The sequence below is a fragment of the Natronoflexus pectinivorans genome, assembly GCF_004345615.1.
GTDB lineage: Bacteria > Bacteroidota > Bacteroidia > Bacteroidales > Marinilabiliaceae > Natronoflexus > Natronoflexus pectinivorans.
On the sequence record NZ_SLWK01000001.1, the window covers coordinates 153,959 to 173,577 of the forward strand.

Sequence of the window (19,619 nt, forward strand, 5' to 3'; positions counted from 1 at the left end):
CCACATTGAACTCGCCTCTTAGTCATTGCCCTGTGTGTCGAAGCGTTCGACATGGCTCGTTTCATGTGTTTAATATTTGACGAATCATAAAGACAATAGATCGTTAGACTACTAGATTATTAGATGTAAGATACTGAGCATAGCGAAGTCCCGCTCAGCGGGATTAGACACAAGTAAGTTTCATATTATCAACTGATGGTACAACACTATAGTAAATTAGTGAACGCTTGATAATTAGGTCAATAAAAAAGATTAACGAACAATTATAAAGATGATTGCAATATTATAAGCATCCTTTACTCCTGCTATAATTCGTAAAAAACGTATTCCACGGCAAAATATAAAAACGAGCGCATACATCAAAACCAAAACAGAAATCATTTTAAAACCTTGCAAAGCAAGACATTATTAACAGCTCGTTACTTTTTTATTAAAAAAAAGTGAAATAAAGTACGTGTATTGAGCTTTTCATTTGTCATATATTTGAATGACATACAAAAGATACTTTAATATAGCCGATAAGGGTGCATAGCACCCTTATCTGGCTATCTGTGTATAACTAAATTAAAAGAATGGAGCAATTGATTTCACCACGTGCGGAGATACATCCCGAAGCAGTTATTGGGAAGAATGTTGTAGTTGAAGCGTTCGCGAAAATTGATAAAGATGTAATTATTGGTGATGGAACCTGGATTGGAGCCAATGCCACCATCTATCCGGGTGCAAGAATAGGTAAAGAGTGTAAGATATTCCCCGGGGCAGTTATCGCAGCAGTGCCTCAAGATTTAAAATTTAAAGGCGAATACTCTACAGTTGAGATAGGCGACCACACCACCATCAGAGAATATGTTACCGTTAACAGAGGAACAGCATCCAAGGGATATACCAAAGTAGGAAGTCACACTCTCCTTATGGCATATACTCACCTTGGACACGACACTGAAGTTGGTAATCACTGCGTGATAGCCAATAGCGTTCAGATTGCCGGAGAGGTTGTTGTTGAAGATTGGGCTGTGGTTGGAGGAATGAGTGCCATCCATCAATTTTGTCGTGTAGGTGCACACGCTATGGTTTCAGGAATGTCCGGTGTTTTATCCGATGTTCCTCCATACACCAAAGTTTTTGGTGTTCCGGCCAACTACATGGGCATAAACTACGTTGGTGTGAAGCGCAGAGGTTTTGAAAAATCACAGGTAGATACCATTCATAATATTTTCAGAACCATCTACCAAAGTGGAATGAATACCTCCCAAGCCATTGAACACATCAATATGTGCATGGAGAGTTCAGCTGAAAAAGAGCAGATTGTTGAATTTATTAAGCAATCGAAACGAGGTATTATAAAAAGTGCCACTCGTGCAGCCAATGTGACACAAGAGGCTTAGGAAGTATATTAGCAGAACATTAGAGTTTTAGACATAATAGAAAAAACGTGGTAGTTAAACTACCACGTTTTTTATTATACAGTTACCCAGAATTTACTTAATAACCAATTTATGTGATTCATATTCATTATATGATTCAACATTCAAGATATATACACCTGTTTTTAAGGGAGTATCTATTGAGTTTGAGCCTTTGTGACCAACAGTTTCAAAGAGGGTTTGTCCTAAATAATTGGAAATTCTAATTCTCAAATTATCCTGTTCTAGTATTACATTAAAACTCCCATTTGAAGGATTTGGTGTTACGGAACTTTTAGGCAATTGTTCTTCCTCTATGTTAGTTCCTTGTAAATCAACCAATCTAAAAGTTTGTTGGGGTGCATTCCCACCAAAACATCCCCATTGCAAAATATTGGTTCCATCGGCATGTGAAGCATTCTGGACATCAAAACACCTGTTACTGTTGCGATTGATTATTCGATACCCGTTCCCATCGACCTGAAAGGCAAATTGTTGTCCGACATGCCCCAAACTCTCCCACAGGTTTATATTAGCACCATATTCCGTTGATATTTCGAACACATCTATAGCAAAAAACTCATTAACAGCGGGCTTAATTGAATGCCATATACCATCTTCGTTGGTGATGATAAATTTCTGAGAATCTCCCCCATTGTATGTATATTGAGCAATGTTTGTTCCAAAATCCGGGATTGCATCTTCAATTGTAACAGCCTTATTGCTGTGATTAGCCACCAGAGCAAAAACTCCATTAATCTCTCCCATTTCCACTCCGGATGGTCCGGCAACTGGCCAGCCATTAACAAAATCAAGGGTAGTTGTAAGAAGCCTGGGGTATCCATTGGAAAACCCATCATAGTAATGATAGGATAAGACTCCTTCTGCAAATCCAATGTGTCCTGGGCCAACAATAACACCATGTTGAACTGGCAGAAACTCCCTCGTACCAGTGTAGGGGCCTGTGATGCTGGTTGACCTTGCCACTTCTACATAGTAAGTACTTTCCAATAGCCGGCAACAACTTCCGCGATTAACAAACAAGTAGTAATAAGGACCATTCTTCAAAATGTAAGGAGCTTCAATATCCTGATGATTCCCTCCATAAATATGAGTTAAACTGCCCATTGTTTTACCTGTTTCAGGATTGATTTCGATCACACCAATTCCTCCAAAATATGAACCATAAGACATCCAAACCCGTCCGTCATCATCCTTAAACATGGCCGGATCAATTGCATTGATGGCATTTCGAGTACCGTCTGAAGAGACAACCAGACCGAGATCTTCCCAAGTGGGGTTTGCAAGAGAAGGTGTTCTGGTTACGCCAATTATCGAGTTTGAAGTCCCAAAATTTGAGGCTGAATAGTATAAATAATAATATCCCTCCATATAGATGATGCAGGGTGCCCAGAAATGACCGTTAAACCCCGGCACATAAGTATTAATCCAGTCAGGAAAATTAATGTGATCAACCGGGGATGGTTCTTCACGCCAATTAGTGAAATTTAAATTTGAAGAAGAGATCCCATATATCCCAACTGTTGCATTGCCATTATCATCATTTAACCCTGTTGCAAAAACATAGTAGCGATCATCATCCCCCTTTATAATATGTGACGGATCATGTATAGGCCCTTGCGCCATCACTTTAACTCCCAGAAAGCAAAACAGGAAAAAAGATAAAAAGTAATTTTTTTTCATGTGTCTATAATTTGTTTTTCAGTTACTACATGGAACTCGCCATAATAGTCATTGACTACGCCGATCTTCGATTCTCCTGTGTGAGAATTGGTTCTCATGGCTCGTTTCATAACACAATATTTAAATTAATTGGATCATAGTACAAAGATGTTTGTTTCGAGTTCAATTCAAGAGGATATTCTAACAAAATTGGAGGATTTAGGTGGAACATATCGTAACTGCCTGATTTCTTTAATCTATTCAATTACTTTTTCCGGAGACAGATGGATTTGGTGCACAAAACAGGATCCAGCCAAACAGTTGCTGTTTCTGTTGTCTTGCATATAAGCCATGACCCGAAACTGTGGGAAAAGAAACAACGCCCCAGTTGTCCAGCTTAGTTTAAAAATTTATAACGCAATCTTATATCACAATCCTATTTCGCCTCCCAGTTATGCAGCTTGGTCTAACATAAATCGAAAATCGAAGGAGTCAATTGGAAAGAAGCAGGAAATCGACGGAGTCAATGGCAGCTCTTTGTAAACCAAGCGGCATAGCTGAGCGAAAAACTGCCGGTTAAGATTCGACGAAGTTGCCGCTTGGCTATGCCGCTTTGCTTGCAAAGAAACATTCACCGAGCAAAACGTTAACTAAGGCTAGATGTGGAGGCACGAGTTGCAAATCGGCGCGAACAGGCAAACTACAGGCAGCTGGAGGGATTTTTTAGCCTTGCCAGTCGTTCCTTTGTGGCAAAGCTAAAAAAGACCGGGATCTGCAGTGAGGAAGAGTAAGGAAGGCAAAAAAAAATGACAAACTACGAGGAACGAGTACCCGAAGGGCGGACGGCGCTTGTTTTCACCTTATAGAACTTTCTTTTTAAAAACAAGTGCCGGACGGTTTGGCGTGATTTTTTGCTGACTGACGAGGACGAACACCGCTTTACCGGGTCTTGTGCGGTGGGGATTAATATTTGAGTTTCTTGGGATTTTGTCGATTGTCCCAAAATGTATAGAGTTCTATAATCTTATCAGCTTCATTCACAAAATAGAACAAGCTGTTATGTTTTGTGATAACAGCCTTACGTATTTCTTGGAACCGAGAAGCTTTGAACTGATAAGGATTATTCTCGATTTGACCTATAACTTTATTGGACTTTCGAACAAAATCTTTTATTTCTTTTTCCGTCCAGTTATCCTCTAAATAATCTATTATCCCATCAAAAGTATCTTCAGCCTCTTTAGACCACCGAGCAACTAAAGCCATTTCTGATATTTTTTCATTACTTCAGAATGGGCTCTTGTCTCACCCCTTTTGGCTTGCTCCATGCCCTTTTTCACAGACTCTTGAACACTAAATGGCAATTCATCCCACCAGTCAGCTTCATTCTCCTGTTTGAGTATTTGACTGACCTTTTCCAATAAATTTGGTCGGTCAGTATTCAATATCATCTGAACCAACTCTAGTTTCTTTGCTTGAACATCCATCGTATTCTTTATTTTATCTTCTACAAATTTAAAGATTTAAATCACTATTGTCACCTTTTATGGATGAAGTTTTTCCAGTTTCTCTTGAAGGTTCTCCAGATTGTATTTCCGTTGGAGCGAATTCGACTACGTCGATTTTCAATTCTTTACGCTCCCGAAACCGGGATTTCGTAAACTCAAAAAGCGGCAGAGCCGAGCGGCAACTCATGTCATTTTCAACTTAAATCCGCTCCAACTTTCCCGATTCTTTTTACAATTTCCAGATAACTACCAAGATGTCTCGATTGCAAATCGGAGCGAACGGGAAACCAACCTTTTTAAAGACCCCAACCTGTTAAAGCGGTTTAACGAGATTAACAGCTTAGACGAAAAAGAAAAGGAATGCGTATATTCCTTAATGGATGCATTCCTGGCTAAAAGCAAATTGCAAAGTATTTTAAAATAAAAATGCCCGGAACTTATCAGGCTTTTTTTATTCAATGTAAAACCAAGACGCCCCGATTGCAAATCGGCGCGAACGGGGAAATTACGCCGAGCTAGAGCAAGGCTATAACATTCTGACAAGAACAATTATTGTTTGAATGAAAAAGTTAGCTGTTAAAACAACGACCAACGTGGACAATCTCTTTAATTGTTTTTGTTTTTGTTTTTGTATATCAGTCGCAGATTGAATTCTTTCCTGATATTGTGAAATGTCGCGTAGCTTAATTAAGCTGTAAAAACTAGCATCTGGGAACGCTTTTTTATTCAGAATAATAATAAAAATAAACCAAATTGTACCCGAAACCATTAAAATAGGACTAAAATACTCCATATCAATCAATTTGAAACTGTTCAACACAATTTATAGTCACTCATTACAACTTATTAAATACTTATACTCCTTATTGTTAATCATTAATATTAAGGTGTCTGAACCAGCATTCTTCATTAAAAAAGACCCTTGTTTGACAATATCCCCAAAATATATCTCCCGATCAGTTAGATTTCTTCTAATCCAAATCGTAAAGTTCTCGCCACTTTCAAGTTTAATATGCTGTATATCACTAGCACCTCTCCAACCTTGCGGATAATATGTTGATATAACCTGACTGTTGATATGATTTTGTTTAGTTAATCTTGGATAGATTCGATTCAATTCTTCTTCTAATTTGTCTTTTTCTATGAAATCTATTATGAATTTAGTTGCTGCAAAAGATAATACAATTATGGGAAGAAGAAAATAAACCCAAATTGGCGTTTTGCTTTTTTTCATTTTGCTGAAATTTGTTATTAATATTGCCTATGAAACCTACGATTCAGTCAAATCACTTTGTGTTGGAGCTATAGTAATGTCTTGTTTCATTTTTCTATTAATTATTAACTCTGTGATTTAGTCAAATCATTAACACAACTATTTGGGTAAAAACAGGAAGCTATTTTTTCTTTATAGTACCACGATTTAAACCCGGAGACACAACAAAAGGGTTTGCACTACCTCCAGCTGATATTCCTGTGGAAATAGTATGACCTCCACGTACCTTAGACAATGCTCCTTCTATGCCTGCTCCAACCGGTATTTTTCCAAGGCTTAAACCGACCCATGCTTTAGTTCTGTCTCCAAAAAGCATACTCGCTTTAAAATCAGACGAATTACCTGTGTAATCAACCCTCCCATATCCAAATGTAAGACTAATTTCCCCAGAGCCACCAGCTGCATTTTCAGAAAAAGGTATCATTTGTCCAATATCATCACCTGTCAATACGAAGAAATATCCTCTAGCATATTCAGCTGCAATATATACACCTCCAACATCAAAATATATCGCATCAGCCCCATAAAAAGGATTGAAAATACCGAGAGGTCCAACACCTGTGCCTGGAAGTACTTCGAAAACACTATTTCTTATTCTGTTTGCGGCAGCGGCACCTCTCCCGTTTGCGGCATCTCCATTAAGAAATTCATCAACAACTTTTATATCATCATTATTTCTTACATTATACCCAAGATTTTGGTAATATTCTTGCAACCTTTGATTAGTTGCTTTCTCCTCTTCATCTTCATCATCTGAATTATTTGGATCATGTGCATTCATCCCCATAAAGTCGATGAACCGAACCGGGTTGTTGTCGGCGTAGGCGAAAGGGGTTTGTTGCTGAAACTTCTCTGCCAACGGATCAATCGTATGAAAACGTCCCAAAGCAGGGTCATACATCCTTGCCCCGTAATCCAACCAATTTACGCAACTTTTTTACGTTTCCCCTGGCTCCTTACCTGCTCCAAAACCGGTGTTCAAAGAACGTCTACTTCCTCAAAAATAGCATCTTTTTTCTTTTAATTGAACCTTTTTAATTGAAAATCATTTTTTCAGATATTTCAGTTAAAAGAAAAAGATTCATTAACTTTATCCTATTGTTAACAACAGACTTATCTATAATTCTTGTAGTCTGGGGTGGGAGCACAAAAGCCCAAGGGACTGGGCGCAACACTTGGATAATATGATTATCAAGTATGGTAAATTAGAGATTAAAATTTCTCTAATCCAGGTTGCAAAAATGCTCATGTTGTTATTGTAAAAAAAATCAAAAGAGGTTGTCTTAAATGCTAAGGCAGCCTCTTTTTTTCTTCACCTCCCATTAAATCAATCTATTTCAGTTAAAAGAAAAAAGCACGCTCGGTATTGGATGGGTTTAGCTCGATTTTTATGATTAAAGCTTTGGCCGTGGGTGGGATTTTGTGCGGATTTAATTATAAAAATGAGCATCCAACCGAACTGCAAAAGTTGATTAAATGTGCTACTGCTGATTGAGGGCGGAAGGATGCAGGAGTTTTGCTTTGTTTTCTTCTTTGCTTAGAACCTGCTGATAATAATGGATTGTGCGTGGAAAAACAGCCTTGAGCAAGCGTCGGGATAGTGGCTGCAAATAGCGAAGAGAGGAACGAACGGAGCGGTTTGCAGACGCTGTGGGCGCGAGCCGACTGCGAGTGCGACCGAGGCCTGACGGCGAGAGCTGATCCCGATTTATCGGGAAGGAAGCGAAGCCGGCAGTGGCGTTTACGCTGAGGTTTTGACTTTCGGGATGGGTTTTTCGTGCGGTGGCTCAAAAACTGTGACAAAGAAGAACCGAGGGAGTTAGCAGGCGAGCCTAACACAGCAGCGGAGGGATTTTTTAGCTTTGCCACAAAGGAACGACTGGCAAGGCTAAAAAAGACCGGGAGCTGCAGTGAGGAAGAGGAAGGAAGGCAAAAAACATGACAAACTGGAGCGTAGCGTAACCCGGAGGGAACCGAAGGGCGGACGGCGCTTGTTTTTACCTTATAGAGCTTGCTTTTTAAAAACAAGTGCCGGGCGGTTTGGCGTGATTTTTTGCTGACTGACGATGACGAACACCGCTTTTCCTGATTGTGCGTTGGCCTTTTAATGGCATCAGGGATTTACGCTTCGCTCCAATTCCGGGTCTTGTGCGGTGGGGATTAATATTTGAGTTTCTTGGGATTTTGGCGATTGTCCCAAAATGTAAGTAAGATTATTTCCTTCTTGTAAGGTTTAACTTTATAAAACAAGCTATTGTGCTTAGTAACAAAGCCTTTTCGAACATTTCTTTTTCGAGGGGATTCAACAAAAGTTTTAGGATATTTTTTAATAACCCCGAGAACTTCCTCTGTCTTATCCACAAAGCTTTTCACTTCATTTAGCCCCCAGTTTTCATGAAGATAGTCCAGTACTCTATAGTAATCTTTTCGTGCTTGATTTGACCAGGCTATTTCCATCTCAAATGCCATATCTTAAGCGAACTTCTTTCATAACTTCTTCATGAGGAGTAGTCTCTCCTTTGTCAGCTTCCTTAATCCCTACTTCAATGGCTTGCTGAACAGATATAGGTAATTCATCCCACCAGTCAGTTTCTTTCTCCGTTGTGAGTAATTGACTGACCTTCTCCAACAAATTGGGTCGGTCAGTATTCAATATCATCTGAACCAACTCTAGTTTCTTTGCTTGAATATCCATCGTATTCTTTGTTTTATCTTCTACAAATTTAAAGATTTAAATCACTATTGTCACCATTTATGGATGAAGTTTTTCCAGTTTCTCTTGAAGGTTCTCCAGATTGTATTTCCGTTGGCGCGAATTCGACTACGTCGATTTTCAATTCTTTGCGCTCCCGAAACCGGGATTTCGTAAACTCAAAAAGCGACAGAGCCGAGCGGCAACTCGTGTCATTTTCAACTTAAATCCGCTCCAACTTCACCGATTCTTTTACAATTTCCAGATAACTACCAAGATGTCGCGATTGCAAATCGGAGCGAACGGGGACCCAACCTTTTTAAAGACCCCAACCTGTTAAAGCGGTTTAACGAGATTAACAGCTTAGACGAAAAAGAAAAGGAATGCGTATATTCCTTAATGGATGCATTCCTGGCTAAAAGCAAATTGCAAAGTATTTTAAAATAAAAATGCCCGGAACTTATCAGGCTTTTTTTATTCAATGTAAAACCAAGACGCCCCGATTGCAAATCGGCGCGAACGGATTGCAAATCGGCGCGAACGGAGCTTTTTCCCAAAGCTCGATAAACTGCACATTTCTATGAACGACAAAGCAGCCCTTGAACAATTACAGCATATTAACGAGCTGAATGAAGAAGAAAAAGGCATTCTGCTCAAACTTATTGAGACTTTTGTCTCCAAGAAACGCTTTAAAGATTATCTCCAAAAAAACATTGCTGCTCTATAAAGCAAAAAGCCTGGACTTGCCGGGCTTTGTTACTACATTGATAACGTAATCTTAAATTAAATCTTATTTTGCCTAATGGCAGTTACAAACTGCCGGCTAAGATTCGACGTAGTTACCCAACGCATATTCTAACACACAAGACTACGCCGAGCGGAGCTAACAGCGTTAATCAATGAACAAAGTCTTACCGTGTTTAATAATAATCTCTCCAACAGTCATTTGAACATCAAGCTCAATAGACTGGACTATCTTTGCATTAACTTTTAAATTAATAATATGTTTATGAAAAACCAAAGTGTCCAAGCAGTTTTCGTTTTCATCATATAAAAATGCATGAGCCAGAACGCAACTTCCAGGAAGATGAGGAATATAAATCGGTATATATAAACTATCATTCTCCAAAATCATTTCATCATATTCAACAATTATTAAAACTCCCTCTTCTTCCTTTACCTCCCCATGTTCATAATAGAGTCTCTTATATCTCAGAAGACCTGACTTGTCAAAGAAACCATAAAAAGCAAGGCCTCCAGATTCATAATATGAATATGCCGACCCTATCATTAAACTATCACAATAACTATAAACCAGATCTATCATTCCGTTTGAAAAAAAGCGATAAACAGTCTCATTGCAATCATCTATGTAGATAATTAAAGAACTTAAATCTCCTTTGTCGCAAAAGTTTATTTCATATTTATTCTCTATCTTAAGATTAGAGGCATCTATGTTTTCTTTGTTTTTACATGAAAACAGAAATCCAGTAAGAGCAATACTTATCAAAAACATTTTCATAACAATCATTTTTTTAATAAAAAAGCTGAAACGCTTTCTTAGTTTATATCCCTAATGCTATTACATTAATCATTTAAAAGGTATTCAACATCCCGCTGGCTATGGCGATAGACTCTCAACGTATCCCCAGTTTTGTCATTTATTTGTACAGGAATTCTCGCTCCTCTTTGATGTGGTAAGTATGTAACATCTATTGAATCAGGCCTCCACATAAGTCTTCGTTCGCTTTCGGTATTTTTACGTGTGTCGTTCGCCTCCCTCTCCTTCGCTTTCTCAATATTCGCTCTTCTTCCATCTTTATCCAATTCTTCACCTTTGCCTGTTGAGCTTCGCTTAATTTCAGAATCTGGAGTAACCCCAATTTCAGATGCTTTGCCAATGCCTTTCGATATACCATCATTAAATCGAGAACTCCTATTAACTCCTCTTGCTCGGCCAAAGCCCAGATTAAAAAGCCTCAAAGCATTGGGCATAAACTCAGTGTGTCGTGCAGTATAAGGATTGTTATAATTTGGATTGCCATTAGGATCTGAAAAATGCACTCCTCCTGCTTGACTATAATTAAAAAATTGCCAAAGCCATGAAACATTATTTGTTGGTGCAGGCGCTGTCACTGTCACCTCGTCTAAATCTATGTGGTAATCAACTTCCGGTTCTTCTTCCTTTAATCCTGTAGGGTCGATAAATCTCAAAGGGTTGTTCATCACATAATGATACGGTGTCATATTGTACCGGTATTCGGTTAATGGGTCGGGACTATACCACCTTGCAATCTGGGGGTCATAAAACCTCGCCCCATAATCGTACCAACCAAAAAAACTATGCAACCAGCAACCTTAATACTAACCCACCACCGCTTCTTTATATTTCTCAATCAATCCAATAAACTCATCAAAAAGGAATTCCGTATCAGTTGGTCCGCTTGATGCTTCGGGGTGAAACTGGGTGGAGAAGAATGGCTTGGTTTTATGGCGGATTCCTTCGTTTGTATCGTCATTTAAATTAACAAACAAGGGCTCCCAATCTTTTTCAAGACTTTTGGTGTCCAACACAAAACCATGGTTCTGACTGGTAATGTAACAGGTGTCGGTTCCAACTTTTTTAACCGGATGGTTATGCGCCCTGTGACCATATTTCAATTTGCGAGTGGAACCACCGGCCGCAATACCCATTAACTGGTTGCCAAGGCAAATTCCAAAAATGGGCTTGTCACCTTTAAGTGCTTTCTGAATATTGGCGACTGTTTCTTTGTAAACCTCGGGGTTTCCGGGTCCGTTTGACAACATGATGCCATCATAATCCTCTTGTGTGAAATCGTAATTCCACGGCACCCGAATAACCGTTGTATCGCGCTTTAGCAAACAACGCAGAATATTATACTTAGCGCCTGTGTCAACCAAAACAATCCGGTGCTTTCCATTGCCATAAATCAACTTTTCAGTTGCGCAAACCTGAGCAGCAAGGTTATCATTATCCGGATTGTAAAATGGAACATCCTCATCATCTATAATAATCTTCCCAAGCATTGGACCCTTTTCCCTCAGAATTTTGGTTAATTCGCGTGTGTCTATATCAAAAATTCCGGGAACCTCATTCTGAATCAACCAATCACTTAAACTGTGGCCTGCGTTCCAATGGCTGAATTCAAATGAGTAATCAGACACCACCAACCCTGAGATATGAATCCGGTCGGATTCATAAAATTTAGGAATACCAAATTCTTCCTCTTTTGATGGAACTCCATAATTTCCAACCAAAGGATAAGTTGATACCAAAATCTGTCCCTTATAGGATGGGTCGGTTAAACTTTCGGGGTATCCGGTCATGGCCGTGTTAAATACCACTTCTCCCGAAACCGATTTAGGAAAGCCAAAAGATTTTCCTTTGAACACAGTACCATCATCCAGCACCAGCTTTACTTCTTTTAATCCAGATATCATACAACAGGTTTAATTAGGTTTATTTTGTTGTTGCAAATTTACAAATAATAGAGTTGAGATAACAGAAAAATAATCACTTTTGCATATTTATTTATAAAAAACAATCCATTATGTATATAAATACAAAAACGGCATCAATTTAAAATTGATGCCGTTTGAGATTATCTTTTGTTGATGGCGACATAATCTCGCCTGGTTGACACATTTTTGTATGCCGGACGAATAATCCTGGCACTTGATGATGTAACCTCTTCAATTCGGTGAGCGGCCCATCCTGCAACCCTTGCAATTGCAAAAATTGGAGTGTATAATTCTTCAGGAATTCCAAGACACTGATAAACAAACCCTGAATAGAAATCCACATTGGGAGAAATCACCTTTGAGTTAGAGCCTTTAAAACGATAAAAAGCTTCAGGCCCAAGACGCTCAATACTTTCATATAGGTTGTACTCATCTTCACGGCCTTTCTCCTTGGCCAATTCCCGTGCTTTCTCCTTCAGCAACACACAGCGTGGGTCTGATAGGGTATAAATGGCATGACCGATACCGTATATCTTTCCGGAACCATCATAGGCCTTTTTATTCAGAATTTTTGTAAGATATTCATCCACCTCTTTTTCATCGGCCCAATTCTTTACATTTTTCTTGATGTCCTCCATCATTTCAATCACCTTGATATTGGCGCCACCATGCAATCCCCCTTTAAGAGACCCCAACGCTGCCGCGATGGCCGAATAAGTATCGGTTTGTGCCGAACTCACCACTCTTGTTGTAAAAGATGAGTTGTTACCTCCTCCATGCTCAGCATGAAGTACCAGAGCCAAATCAAGCAAATCAGCTTCTAAACGGGTATAGTCATCACCCTTTAACATATAAAGGAAATTCTCAGCCAAGCTCAAATCAGGGTTTGGGTGACGGATTATCATCGACTTGTGCTGAAAAGAGTGACGCATTCCAAAGTACGCATATGCCACAATAACGGGAAAACGAGCCAAAAGACTGATGGACTGTCTGATTAAGTTCTCTGGAGTATAATCCTCCGCGTTATCATCATCGGTATATAATCCCAGCACGGTGCGAGCCAGCATATTCATAATGTTCTTACCACGAAGCGATAAAATCAAATTCTTGGAAAGTGAAAATGGCAGTTCCTGCTCCAGTTTAATCAGGTCGGTAAACTCCTTTAAATCCTTGTTGTCGGGAAGTTGTCCGGCAATTAACAGAAAAGCTGTTTCCTCGAAACCGTGACGACCATCAGCCTGAAAGCCCCTTGTCAGTTTGGTTATTTCGTATCCTCTGTAATATAGTTCTCCATGTTGCGGGATGTTTTTTCCATCTTCACCCTTTGTATAACCCACCACATCACCGATGTTGGTTAATCCCACCAAAACTCCTGTAAAATCAGCGTTCCTAAGTCCGCGTTTTACGTTATAAACATTGTAAAGCTCTTTGTCAACTTCGCAGCACTTAACTGCCGACCTGGCTAATCTTTCCAATAATGCCATTTTTCGTAATTTATATGGTTAAGTGATTATTTTTCCTATTGCTTCATTCATTTTATCGAAAGAAAATGCTGACACCACCGCATCCATCTTCGATTTTATCTCATCGTTGCATAGGTTTCCGATGCTTCCGGCATGAGAATGGTGAATGGATTCAGGCACCTCAAATTTTCCGGCTTCAATTTCTCGGCCTACCTGTTTGTAGGCTTCCCTGAAGGGGATCCCTTCCAGCACACGACGATTTACTTCCTCCACACTGAATGCATATTTGTATAGAGGATTTTTTAATAAATCCTTATTGACTTTCATGTTTTTAACGGCAAATGCCGTTAATTCCAAACAGCTCTTTAACTCATCAAATGCAGGAACAAACACCTCCTTGATGATTTGCAAATCGCGGAAATATCCCGAAGGGAGATTTCCTGTTATCATCCCAATCTGATTGGGAAGTGCCTGTATTTTATTGCATCTTGCACGAATCAATTCAAATACATCCGGATTTTTCTTGTGAGGCATAATGCTGCTTCCCGTGGTTAACTCATCGGGCAGACCAATGAATGCAAAATTCTGACTCATATACAAACAGGCATCCATTGCTAATTTGCCAATGGTTCCGGCAATGGAAGCCAACGCCATGGCCACAGCACGTTCGGTTTTTCCCCGTCCCATCTGAGCATACACCACATTGTAACTCATATCATCAAACCCAAGCAAGTGGGTGGTCATATTTCTGTCCAACGGGAAAGAGCTGCCATATCCGGCGGCGGCACCAAGCGGGTTTTGATTGACAATTCGCCATGCAGCATTGAGCATGTACATGTCGTCCACCAAACTCTCGGCGTAGGCACCAAACCAAAGGCCAAAAGACGAGGGCATGGCCACTTGTAAATGCGTATATCCGGGCATCAAATCATCCTTATGCGCCTCACTCTTCTGCTGAAGTTCTGCAAAAAGCTGCTGAACGTCCTGACTGAGTTCATAAATCCGATGACGAGAATATAGCTTTAGATCCAGTAAAACCTGGTCGTTTCTGGAACGACCACTGTGTACTTTTTTACCAACATCACCAAGCTTTCGGGTTAACAAAAGCTCCACCTGGGAATGCACATCCTCAATACCTTCCTCAATGGTGAAGTTGCCATTTATGGCACATTCATAAAGGGATTTTAGTTCCGGTAACAGCTGCTGCAAATCATCAGCAGTAAGTAACCCAACCTTTTCGAGCATGGTGATGTGTGCCATGGTTCCCAGTATGTCGAAGGGAGCCAATTCCACATCCAATTCACGGTCTTTGCCAATTGTGAAATCTTCAATGGCTTTATTTACAACAGTATCTTTTTCCCAGAGCTTCATTCGTTGATTTTTCTATTTTTATTTAGATTTTTAGATGATAGATGGGGCTATAATCATATCTGACTAACACATCTATATGACATCAAACCTATTATTTAAATTCTATCCCGAGACATTGGGTACCATCATTCTATCGATAATTCTTACGCCCATTCAGGCTAAATATAATTTAAAACCATTTGCATAGGGCGTTGCCCCATGCTGATGATCACGCCCCCTTGGGGCTAAACAAAACAACCATTTTAAAAGCCGTCTATCAAAATAGAACTCTAATTCCGCTGTGCGGGTTCCGAAGGAACTAAATTAAAGTATCGGAACTTCACTGCGTTCAAACTTCGCTGCACTCAGCATCTAACATCTAATAATCTTATATCTAAGAATCTAACATCTAAATTTTCAGAACGTAAGTCCATCCAACAGCTTAATATATGTTTCAATACCCTTTTTAATTTCATCGATATAAATATACTCGTTTACCGTATGCGACCGGGCTGAATCACCGGGCCCGATTTTAAGCGTATTGAATGGCATCACGGCCTGATCGCTGGTGGTAGGAGAGCCAAATGCTTCTAATCCCATGTCAATTCCGCGTTTCACGATGGGATGTTCTTGCGGTATGGATGAGGAGTTTAGTCGGAATGAGCGTGCATTCAATTCACAACTCACCTGGTTTTTGAGAATTTCGAACACTTCCTGGTTGCTGTAGCACTCATTGATTCTCACATCCACCATGAACGAACACCTGTCGGGAATTACGTTATGCTGCGTACCGGCAATGATGCCGGTTACGGTCATTTTCACTTCTCCCAAAAAAGGAGAAACCTTTTCAAACTTATAATCTTTAAAAAATTGGAGTACCGGCAACGCCTCCATTATGGCATTTACGCCTTCGTTGCGAGCAGCATGACCAGCCTTTCCATAAACAACGCCATCTAACACCAGCAAACCCTTTTCGGCTACAGCCATCTGCATGCGGGTTGGTTCACCAACAATTCCTAAATCAACATCACCAATGAGCGGCAAAATTGATGCAACATTATTCACGCCTGAAACTTCCTCCTCTGCCGTAGCAGCAAAAATAAGGTTATATGCCTGATTCCTGTCGCTCAGGTATCTGAAAGCAGCCATTAATGCAACCAATGGACCGCCTGCATCGTTGCTTCCCAACCCGGTTATTTTCCCATCTCTTTCGACCGGTGTTAGAGGGTCCTGTTCCCAATCGCCGGAAGCTTTTACCGTATCGATGTGTGAATTGAGCAGAATGGTAGGTCGGGATTCATCGTAACCCGGTGCGACCACCCAAACATTGTTATTTTTCCGTGACGGAGAGTACCCAAATCTCTGCAAGCTATCCTCCATCATATCGGCAGCCTGCTTTTCATCACGGCTGACCGAAGGAATGGAGATGAGCATTTTCAGCATCTCAACTGCATCAATATGTAAAGATTCAGGTATCATCACAATTTTAAAACTGTTCCGGCACTTGGAATTGCCAAGCCTGCCGTGTTGGTTATTTTTATCTGATACACGCCTTTCTTAAGCGCATCAAAACTATTGTCGAGTTTCGGAATCATTCCATCGGCCACAACGCCATCACGTTTAAGATTCTCATAAACATTGGGATTAATTATTGAAATGACCGATTCGGGATTATCAATGTCTTTAAGCACTCCCGGCAGTTCAAAACAAAACACCAGGGTAACCCGATACAAAGCCGACATGGCCGAGGCTAAGGCCGAAGCCATGGTGTCAGCGTTGGTGTTCAGTAATTGGCCGTTCCCGTCGTGCGTTAACGGAGCAATTACCGGAACCACATCTGCTTTTAGCAAAGCATCAATGGCATTGGCATTCACCTCTTTTATATCCCCAACAAACCCGTAGTCAATGGCCGAGTTGGTTCTTTTTACCGATTGAATGATGTTCATGTCGGCACCTGTCATTCCCAGAGCATTACAACCCCGAGCCTGCATTCCCGACACAACGCCTTTATTCACAAGACCTCCGTAAACCATTGTCACCACCTCAAGCATGGCGCCATCGGTGATGCGACGTCCCTCCACCATTTTTGTCTCAATCCCAAGACGTGCTGCCACGGAAGTGGCAGAACGACCACCACCGTGCACCAAAATTTTTGGCGATGGCAATGAAACAAAATCATTCAACAAGCCGAATAAACTATCCGCTTCTTCAACAACTTTACCTCCAACTTTTACAATGGTTAAATCCTGCATTTATTTTGTATTAAGGATTCTTGTTTACCTAATTATCAACCCAAAATCTATCAATCTTATATCTAAAAATCTTATATCTATCCCAGCTACAAATCTTCCTCTTCCGCAATGTATTGCAACATGCGTTTCAGCACAACCTGTGCTGAAACAACGCGGTTAGCAGCCTCATCAATCACTATCGAATTGGGGCCATCAATCACACCATCAGTCACAATCATATTTCGCCGAACGGGCAGGCAATGCATAAACTTAGCATTGTTCGTGAGCGCCATTTTCTCTTCATCCACAGTCCATGAACGGTCGGTGGATAGAATTTTTCCGTAATCGGTATAACTGGCCCAGTTTTTCGCATAAATAAAATCAGCGCCTTCGAAAGCTTTCTTCTGGTCGGGCTCATATTTAACCCCATCCATAAACTCAGGAGCCAAATCGTAGCCTTCGGGATGGGTGACCACCAAATCAACGTCCCCCTTTTTCATCCATTCCACAAAAGAGTTGGGAACCGCCTGTGGCAATGCTCTTGGATGCGGCGCCCAGGTTAAAACCACTTTTGGGCGTTCCACAGTTTTGTACTCTTCAATGGTGAATAAATCGGCGAATGCCTGCAGCGGATGGCGCGTAGCCGATTCCAGACTGATTACAGGAACTCCTGAAAGTTCAATAAACTGATTAAGGATTTTTTCGCTGTAATCTTCCTCCTTATTTTCAAACTTCGCAAAAGAACGTACACCAATAATGTCACAGTATCGTCCCATTACCGGTACAGCTTCACGTATATGTTCAGGCTTATCACCATTCATCACCACCCCAAATTCAGTTTCAAGTTGCCAACCGTCCTTGTTGATGTCCATGACAATAACATTCATCCCAAGATTGTAACCGGCTCTCTGGCTACTGAGTCGTGTGCGCAAACTTGAGTTGAAAAAGAGCAAAAGCAACGTTTTGTTTCGTCCCAAAGCCTGGTCAGCATAGGGGTTATTCTTTGCGTTGCGGGCATCGTCCAACGCTTTGGACAGACTGCCTATATCTTCAGGTGTTAAAAATCTCTTCATACACAATTATATTTTATGGTCTGGTTAATCCGTCACTTTCAATAAGCCATTTATAACTGGTTAATTCGGGCAAAGCCATTGGTCCGCGAGCATGTAATTTCTGGGTACTGATTCCAATTTCGGCCCCCATTCCAAACTGAGCTCCATCGGTAAAGGCCGTGGATGTGTTGGCATAAACGGCTGCGGCGTCCACTTCATTGAAAAAGCGTGCTTTATTAGCTTCGCTGGTGGTAATGATGGCTTCACTGTGCTTTGTACTGTAACGTGCTATGTGTTGCAAAGCTTCATCCATATCGCCAACCACTTTAACCGACAGTTTATAGTCAAGGTGCTCCATACCCCAGGACTCTTCTGAAGCAGGCTTTAAAAGCTCAACGGGATATTTGCCTTTCAAGAATTTAAAACTCAATTCGTCGGCCTCAATTATGACATTTTTTTCTGCAAGAGGCATCAAAAGTTCTCCAAGTTCTTCAAGCCTGCACTGGTTTATCAACAGACACTCCAGCGCGTTGCAAACACTTACCCTGCGGGTTTTTGCGTTAAAAATTACCTCTTTCCCTTTTATTAAGTCAGCCGTTTCATCAAAATAGGTATGCACCACTCCGGCTCCGGTTTCTATAACAGGTACTTTTGAGTTGTCGCGTACCGAGTTAATTAACCCCTGCGAGCCTCTTGGTATCAATACATCAACATATCCTACAGCATTCATCAGGTCTGTAGCCGCTTCTCTTTCGGGCGGAAGAAGCTGCACCACATCCGTTGAAACGCCAAAAGCTTTTAAGCTTGCTTCTATTAATGCCACAACGGCCTGATTTGAATACCATGCATCTTGACCACCTTTTAATACAGATACATTTCCCGTTCTGAAACAAAGCGCAAAAACATCAAAAGTTACATTTGGACGGGCCTCGTATATTACACCCACCACTCCAAGCGCCACTCTAACCTTACGTAAGCTTAAACCGTTAGGCATTTCGCGCTGCTCCAGGACTTCTCCTACCGGAGAATCCATAGCGGCAACATTTCTTAAATCACCTGCTATTGCACGAATGCGCTCTTCCGTCAATTTCAGACGGTCGTACCGGGGATCAGTTTCAGGCATCCTCTCCAGATCTTTTAGATTTGCTGCCAAAAGCTCCTCAATTGAAGCCTCAGCACGATCAGCGAGATCAAGCAATACCTTCTGATTTATTTCAGTACTCACTCGCACCATTTCCAGTGCTGCTTCTCTTGCTTTTTGAATCTGTGATATTGCACTCATATATTTTGATGTATTTTATGTCTTAGGATAACGAAAACTATATAAAAGGTTTAGAGACTGTTTAAATCTATAATAAATCTGCATTGAAGATTTTAGATATTAGACATTTAGACTGACAGACTAGATAAACAGAAAATAAGATCAATCTAATCATCTTTCTCAACTACTCTATCTGTCTTTAATCTAACAGTCTTCGAGTCTA

19 protein-coding genes are annotated in these 19,619 nt (G+C 40.6%); 2 read left to right on the forward strand and 17 right to left on the reverse strand.

The features are described 5' to 3' along the window. The first annotated feature begins 572 nt into the window (after positions 1–572). Positions 573–1,385 carry an acyl-ACP--UDP-N-acetylglucosamine O-acyltransferase gene (gene lpxA, locus EV194_RS00625; RefSeq protein WP_132431052.1) on the forward strand — a complete coding sequence of 271 codons (813 nt, stop codon included), beginning with the start codon at positions 573–575 and terminating at the stop codon, positions 1,383–1,385. Positions 1,386–1,478: 93 nt separating this feature from the next. Here lpxA and EV194_RS00630 read toward each other — a convergent pair whose 3' ends face one another. From EV194_RS00630 to EV194_RS00670, 8 genes are all read right to left on the reverse strand, one after another. Then, on the reverse strand, positions 1,479–3,107 hold the full coding sequence (locus EV194_RS00630; RefSeq protein ID WP_132431054.1) for a family 43 glycosylhydrolase: 1,629 nt from the start codon (positions 3,105–3,107) through the stop codon (positions 1,479–1,481). 942 nt (positions 3,108–4,049) lie between these two features. Beyond that, positions 4,050–4,349, reverse strand: a complete 300-nt coding sequence (locus EV194_RS00635; protein WP_132431056.1) for a type II toxin-antitoxin system RelE/ParE family toxin — start codon at positions 4,347–4,349, stop codon at positions 4,050–4,052. Further along, positions 4,340–4,570: a hypothetical protein gene (locus EV194_RS00640; protein ID WP_132431058.1), complete on the reverse strand. Its 231-nt coding sequence runs from the start codon at positions 4,568–4,570 to the stop codon at positions 4,340–4,342. Before EV194_RS00640 ends, EV194_RS00635 begins: the two co-directional genes overlap by 10 nt. Positions 4,571–4,598: 28 nt before the next feature. After that, the gene (locus EV194_RS16850) at positions 4,599–4,778 is read right to left on the reverse strand and encodes a hypothetical protein (RefSeq protein WP_165921764.1); all 180 of its coding nucleotides are present in this window, start codon (positions 4,776–4,778) and stop codon (positions 4,599–4,601) included. A 642-nt stretch (positions 4,779–5,420) separates the two neighbouring features. Beyond that, positions 5,421–5,825: a hypothetical protein gene (locus EV194_RS00655; RefSeq protein ID WP_132431062.1), complete on the reverse strand. Its 405-nt coding sequence runs from the start codon at positions 5,823–5,825 to the stop codon at positions 5,421–5,423. Between the two features lie 160 nt (positions 5,826–5,985). Continuing rightward, positions 5,986–6,783, reverse strand: coding sequence for an RHS repeat-associated core domain-containing protein (locus tag EV194_RS00660; protein WP_207915851.1), 798 nt, complete (start codon positions 6,781–6,783; stop codon positions 5,986–5,988). A gap of 1,241 nt (positions 6,784–8,024) precedes the next feature. Further along, positions 8,025–8,321 (reverse strand): type II toxin-antitoxin system RelE/ParE family toxin, encoded by a 297-nt coding sequence (locus tag EV194_RS00665; protein ID WP_165921765.1) that lies wholly within the window; start codon positions 8,319–8,321, stop codon positions 8,025–8,027. A gap of 1 nt (position 8,322) precedes the next feature. Then, on the reverse strand, positions 8,323–8,559 hold the full coding sequence (locus EV194_RS00670) for a hypothetical protein (RefSeq protein ID WP_132431066.1): 237 nt from the start codon (positions 8,557–8,559) through the stop codon (positions 8,323–8,325). Positions 8,560–9,136: 577 nt separating this feature from the next. Between EV194_RS00670 and EV194_RS16855 the strand changes: the two genes are divergently transcribed. Beyond that, positions 9,137–9,283, forward strand: a complete 147-nt coding sequence (locus tag EV194_RS16855) for a hypothetical protein (protein ID WP_165921766.1) — start codon at positions 9,137–9,139, stop codon at positions 9,281–9,283. Positions 9,284–9,448: 165 nt separating this feature from the next. Here EV194_RS16855 and EV194_RS00680 read toward each other — a convergent pair whose 3' ends face one another. From EV194_RS00680 to EV194_RS00720, 9 genes are all read right to left on the reverse strand, one after another. Next, a complete protein-coding gene (locus EV194_RS00680) occupies positions 9,449–10,078 on the reverse strand; it encodes a hypothetical protein (RefSeq protein WP_132431068.1) in 630 nt (209 codons plus the stop codon). A 65-nt stretch (positions 10,079–10,143) separates the two neighbouring features. Next, complete coding sequence (locus EV194_RS00685) at positions 10,144–10,905, reverse strand: RHS repeat-associated core domain-containing protein (RefSeq protein WP_132431070.1); 762 nt, start codon at positions 10,903–10,905, stop codon at positions 10,144–10,146. Between the two features lie 15 nt (positions 10,906–10,920). Further along, positions 10,921–12,018: a glutamine-hydrolyzing carbamoyl-phosphate synthase small subunit gene (gene carA, locus EV194_RS00690; RefSeq protein ID WP_132431072.1), complete on the reverse strand. Its 1,098-nt coding sequence runs from the start codon at positions 12,016–12,018 to the stop codon at positions 10,921–10,923. A 161-nt stretch (positions 12,019–12,179) separates the two neighbouring features. After that, complete coding sequence (locus tag EV194_RS00695; RefSeq protein WP_132431074.1) at positions 12,180–13,523, reverse strand: citrate synthase; 1,344 nt, start codon at positions 13,521–13,523, stop codon at positions 12,180–12,182. Between the two features lie 18 nt (positions 13,524–13,541). Continuing rightward, positions 13,542–14,873: an argininosuccinate lyase gene (gene argH, locus EV194_RS00700; protein ID WP_132431076.1), complete on the reverse strand. Its 1,332-nt coding sequence runs from the start codon at positions 14,871–14,873 to the stop codon at positions 13,542–13,544. Positions 14,874–15,269: 396 nt separating this feature from the next. Beyond that, the gene (locus tag EV194_RS00705; RefSeq protein WP_132432173.1) at positions 15,270–16,331 is read right to left on the reverse strand and encodes a M20 family metallo-hydrolase; all 1,062 of its coding nucleotides are present in this window, start codon (positions 16,329–16,331) and stop codon (positions 15,270–15,272) included. Beyond that, entirely contained in the window at positions 16,331–17,104 is a 774-nt protein-coding gene (gene argB / locus EV194_RS00710; RefSeq protein ID WP_132431078.1) for an acetylglutamate kinase, read from the reverse strand. Before argB ends, EV194_RS00705 begins: the two co-directional genes overlap by 1 nt. Positions 17,105–17,190: 86 nt before the next feature. Continuing rightward, positions 17,191–18,156, reverse strand: coding sequence for an N-acetylornithine carbamoyltransferase (locus EV194_RS00715; RefSeq protein ID WP_132431080.1), 966 nt, complete (start codon positions 18,154–18,156; stop codon positions 17,191–17,193). A 13-nt stretch (positions 18,157–18,169) separates the two neighbouring features. Further along, positions 18,170–19,417: a glutamate-5-semialdehyde dehydrogenase gene (locus tag EV194_RS00720; protein WP_132431082.1), complete on the reverse strand. Its 1,248-nt coding sequence runs from the start codon at positions 19,415–19,417 to the stop codon at positions 18,170–18,172. Positions 19,418–19,619 lie beyond the last annotated feature (202 nt).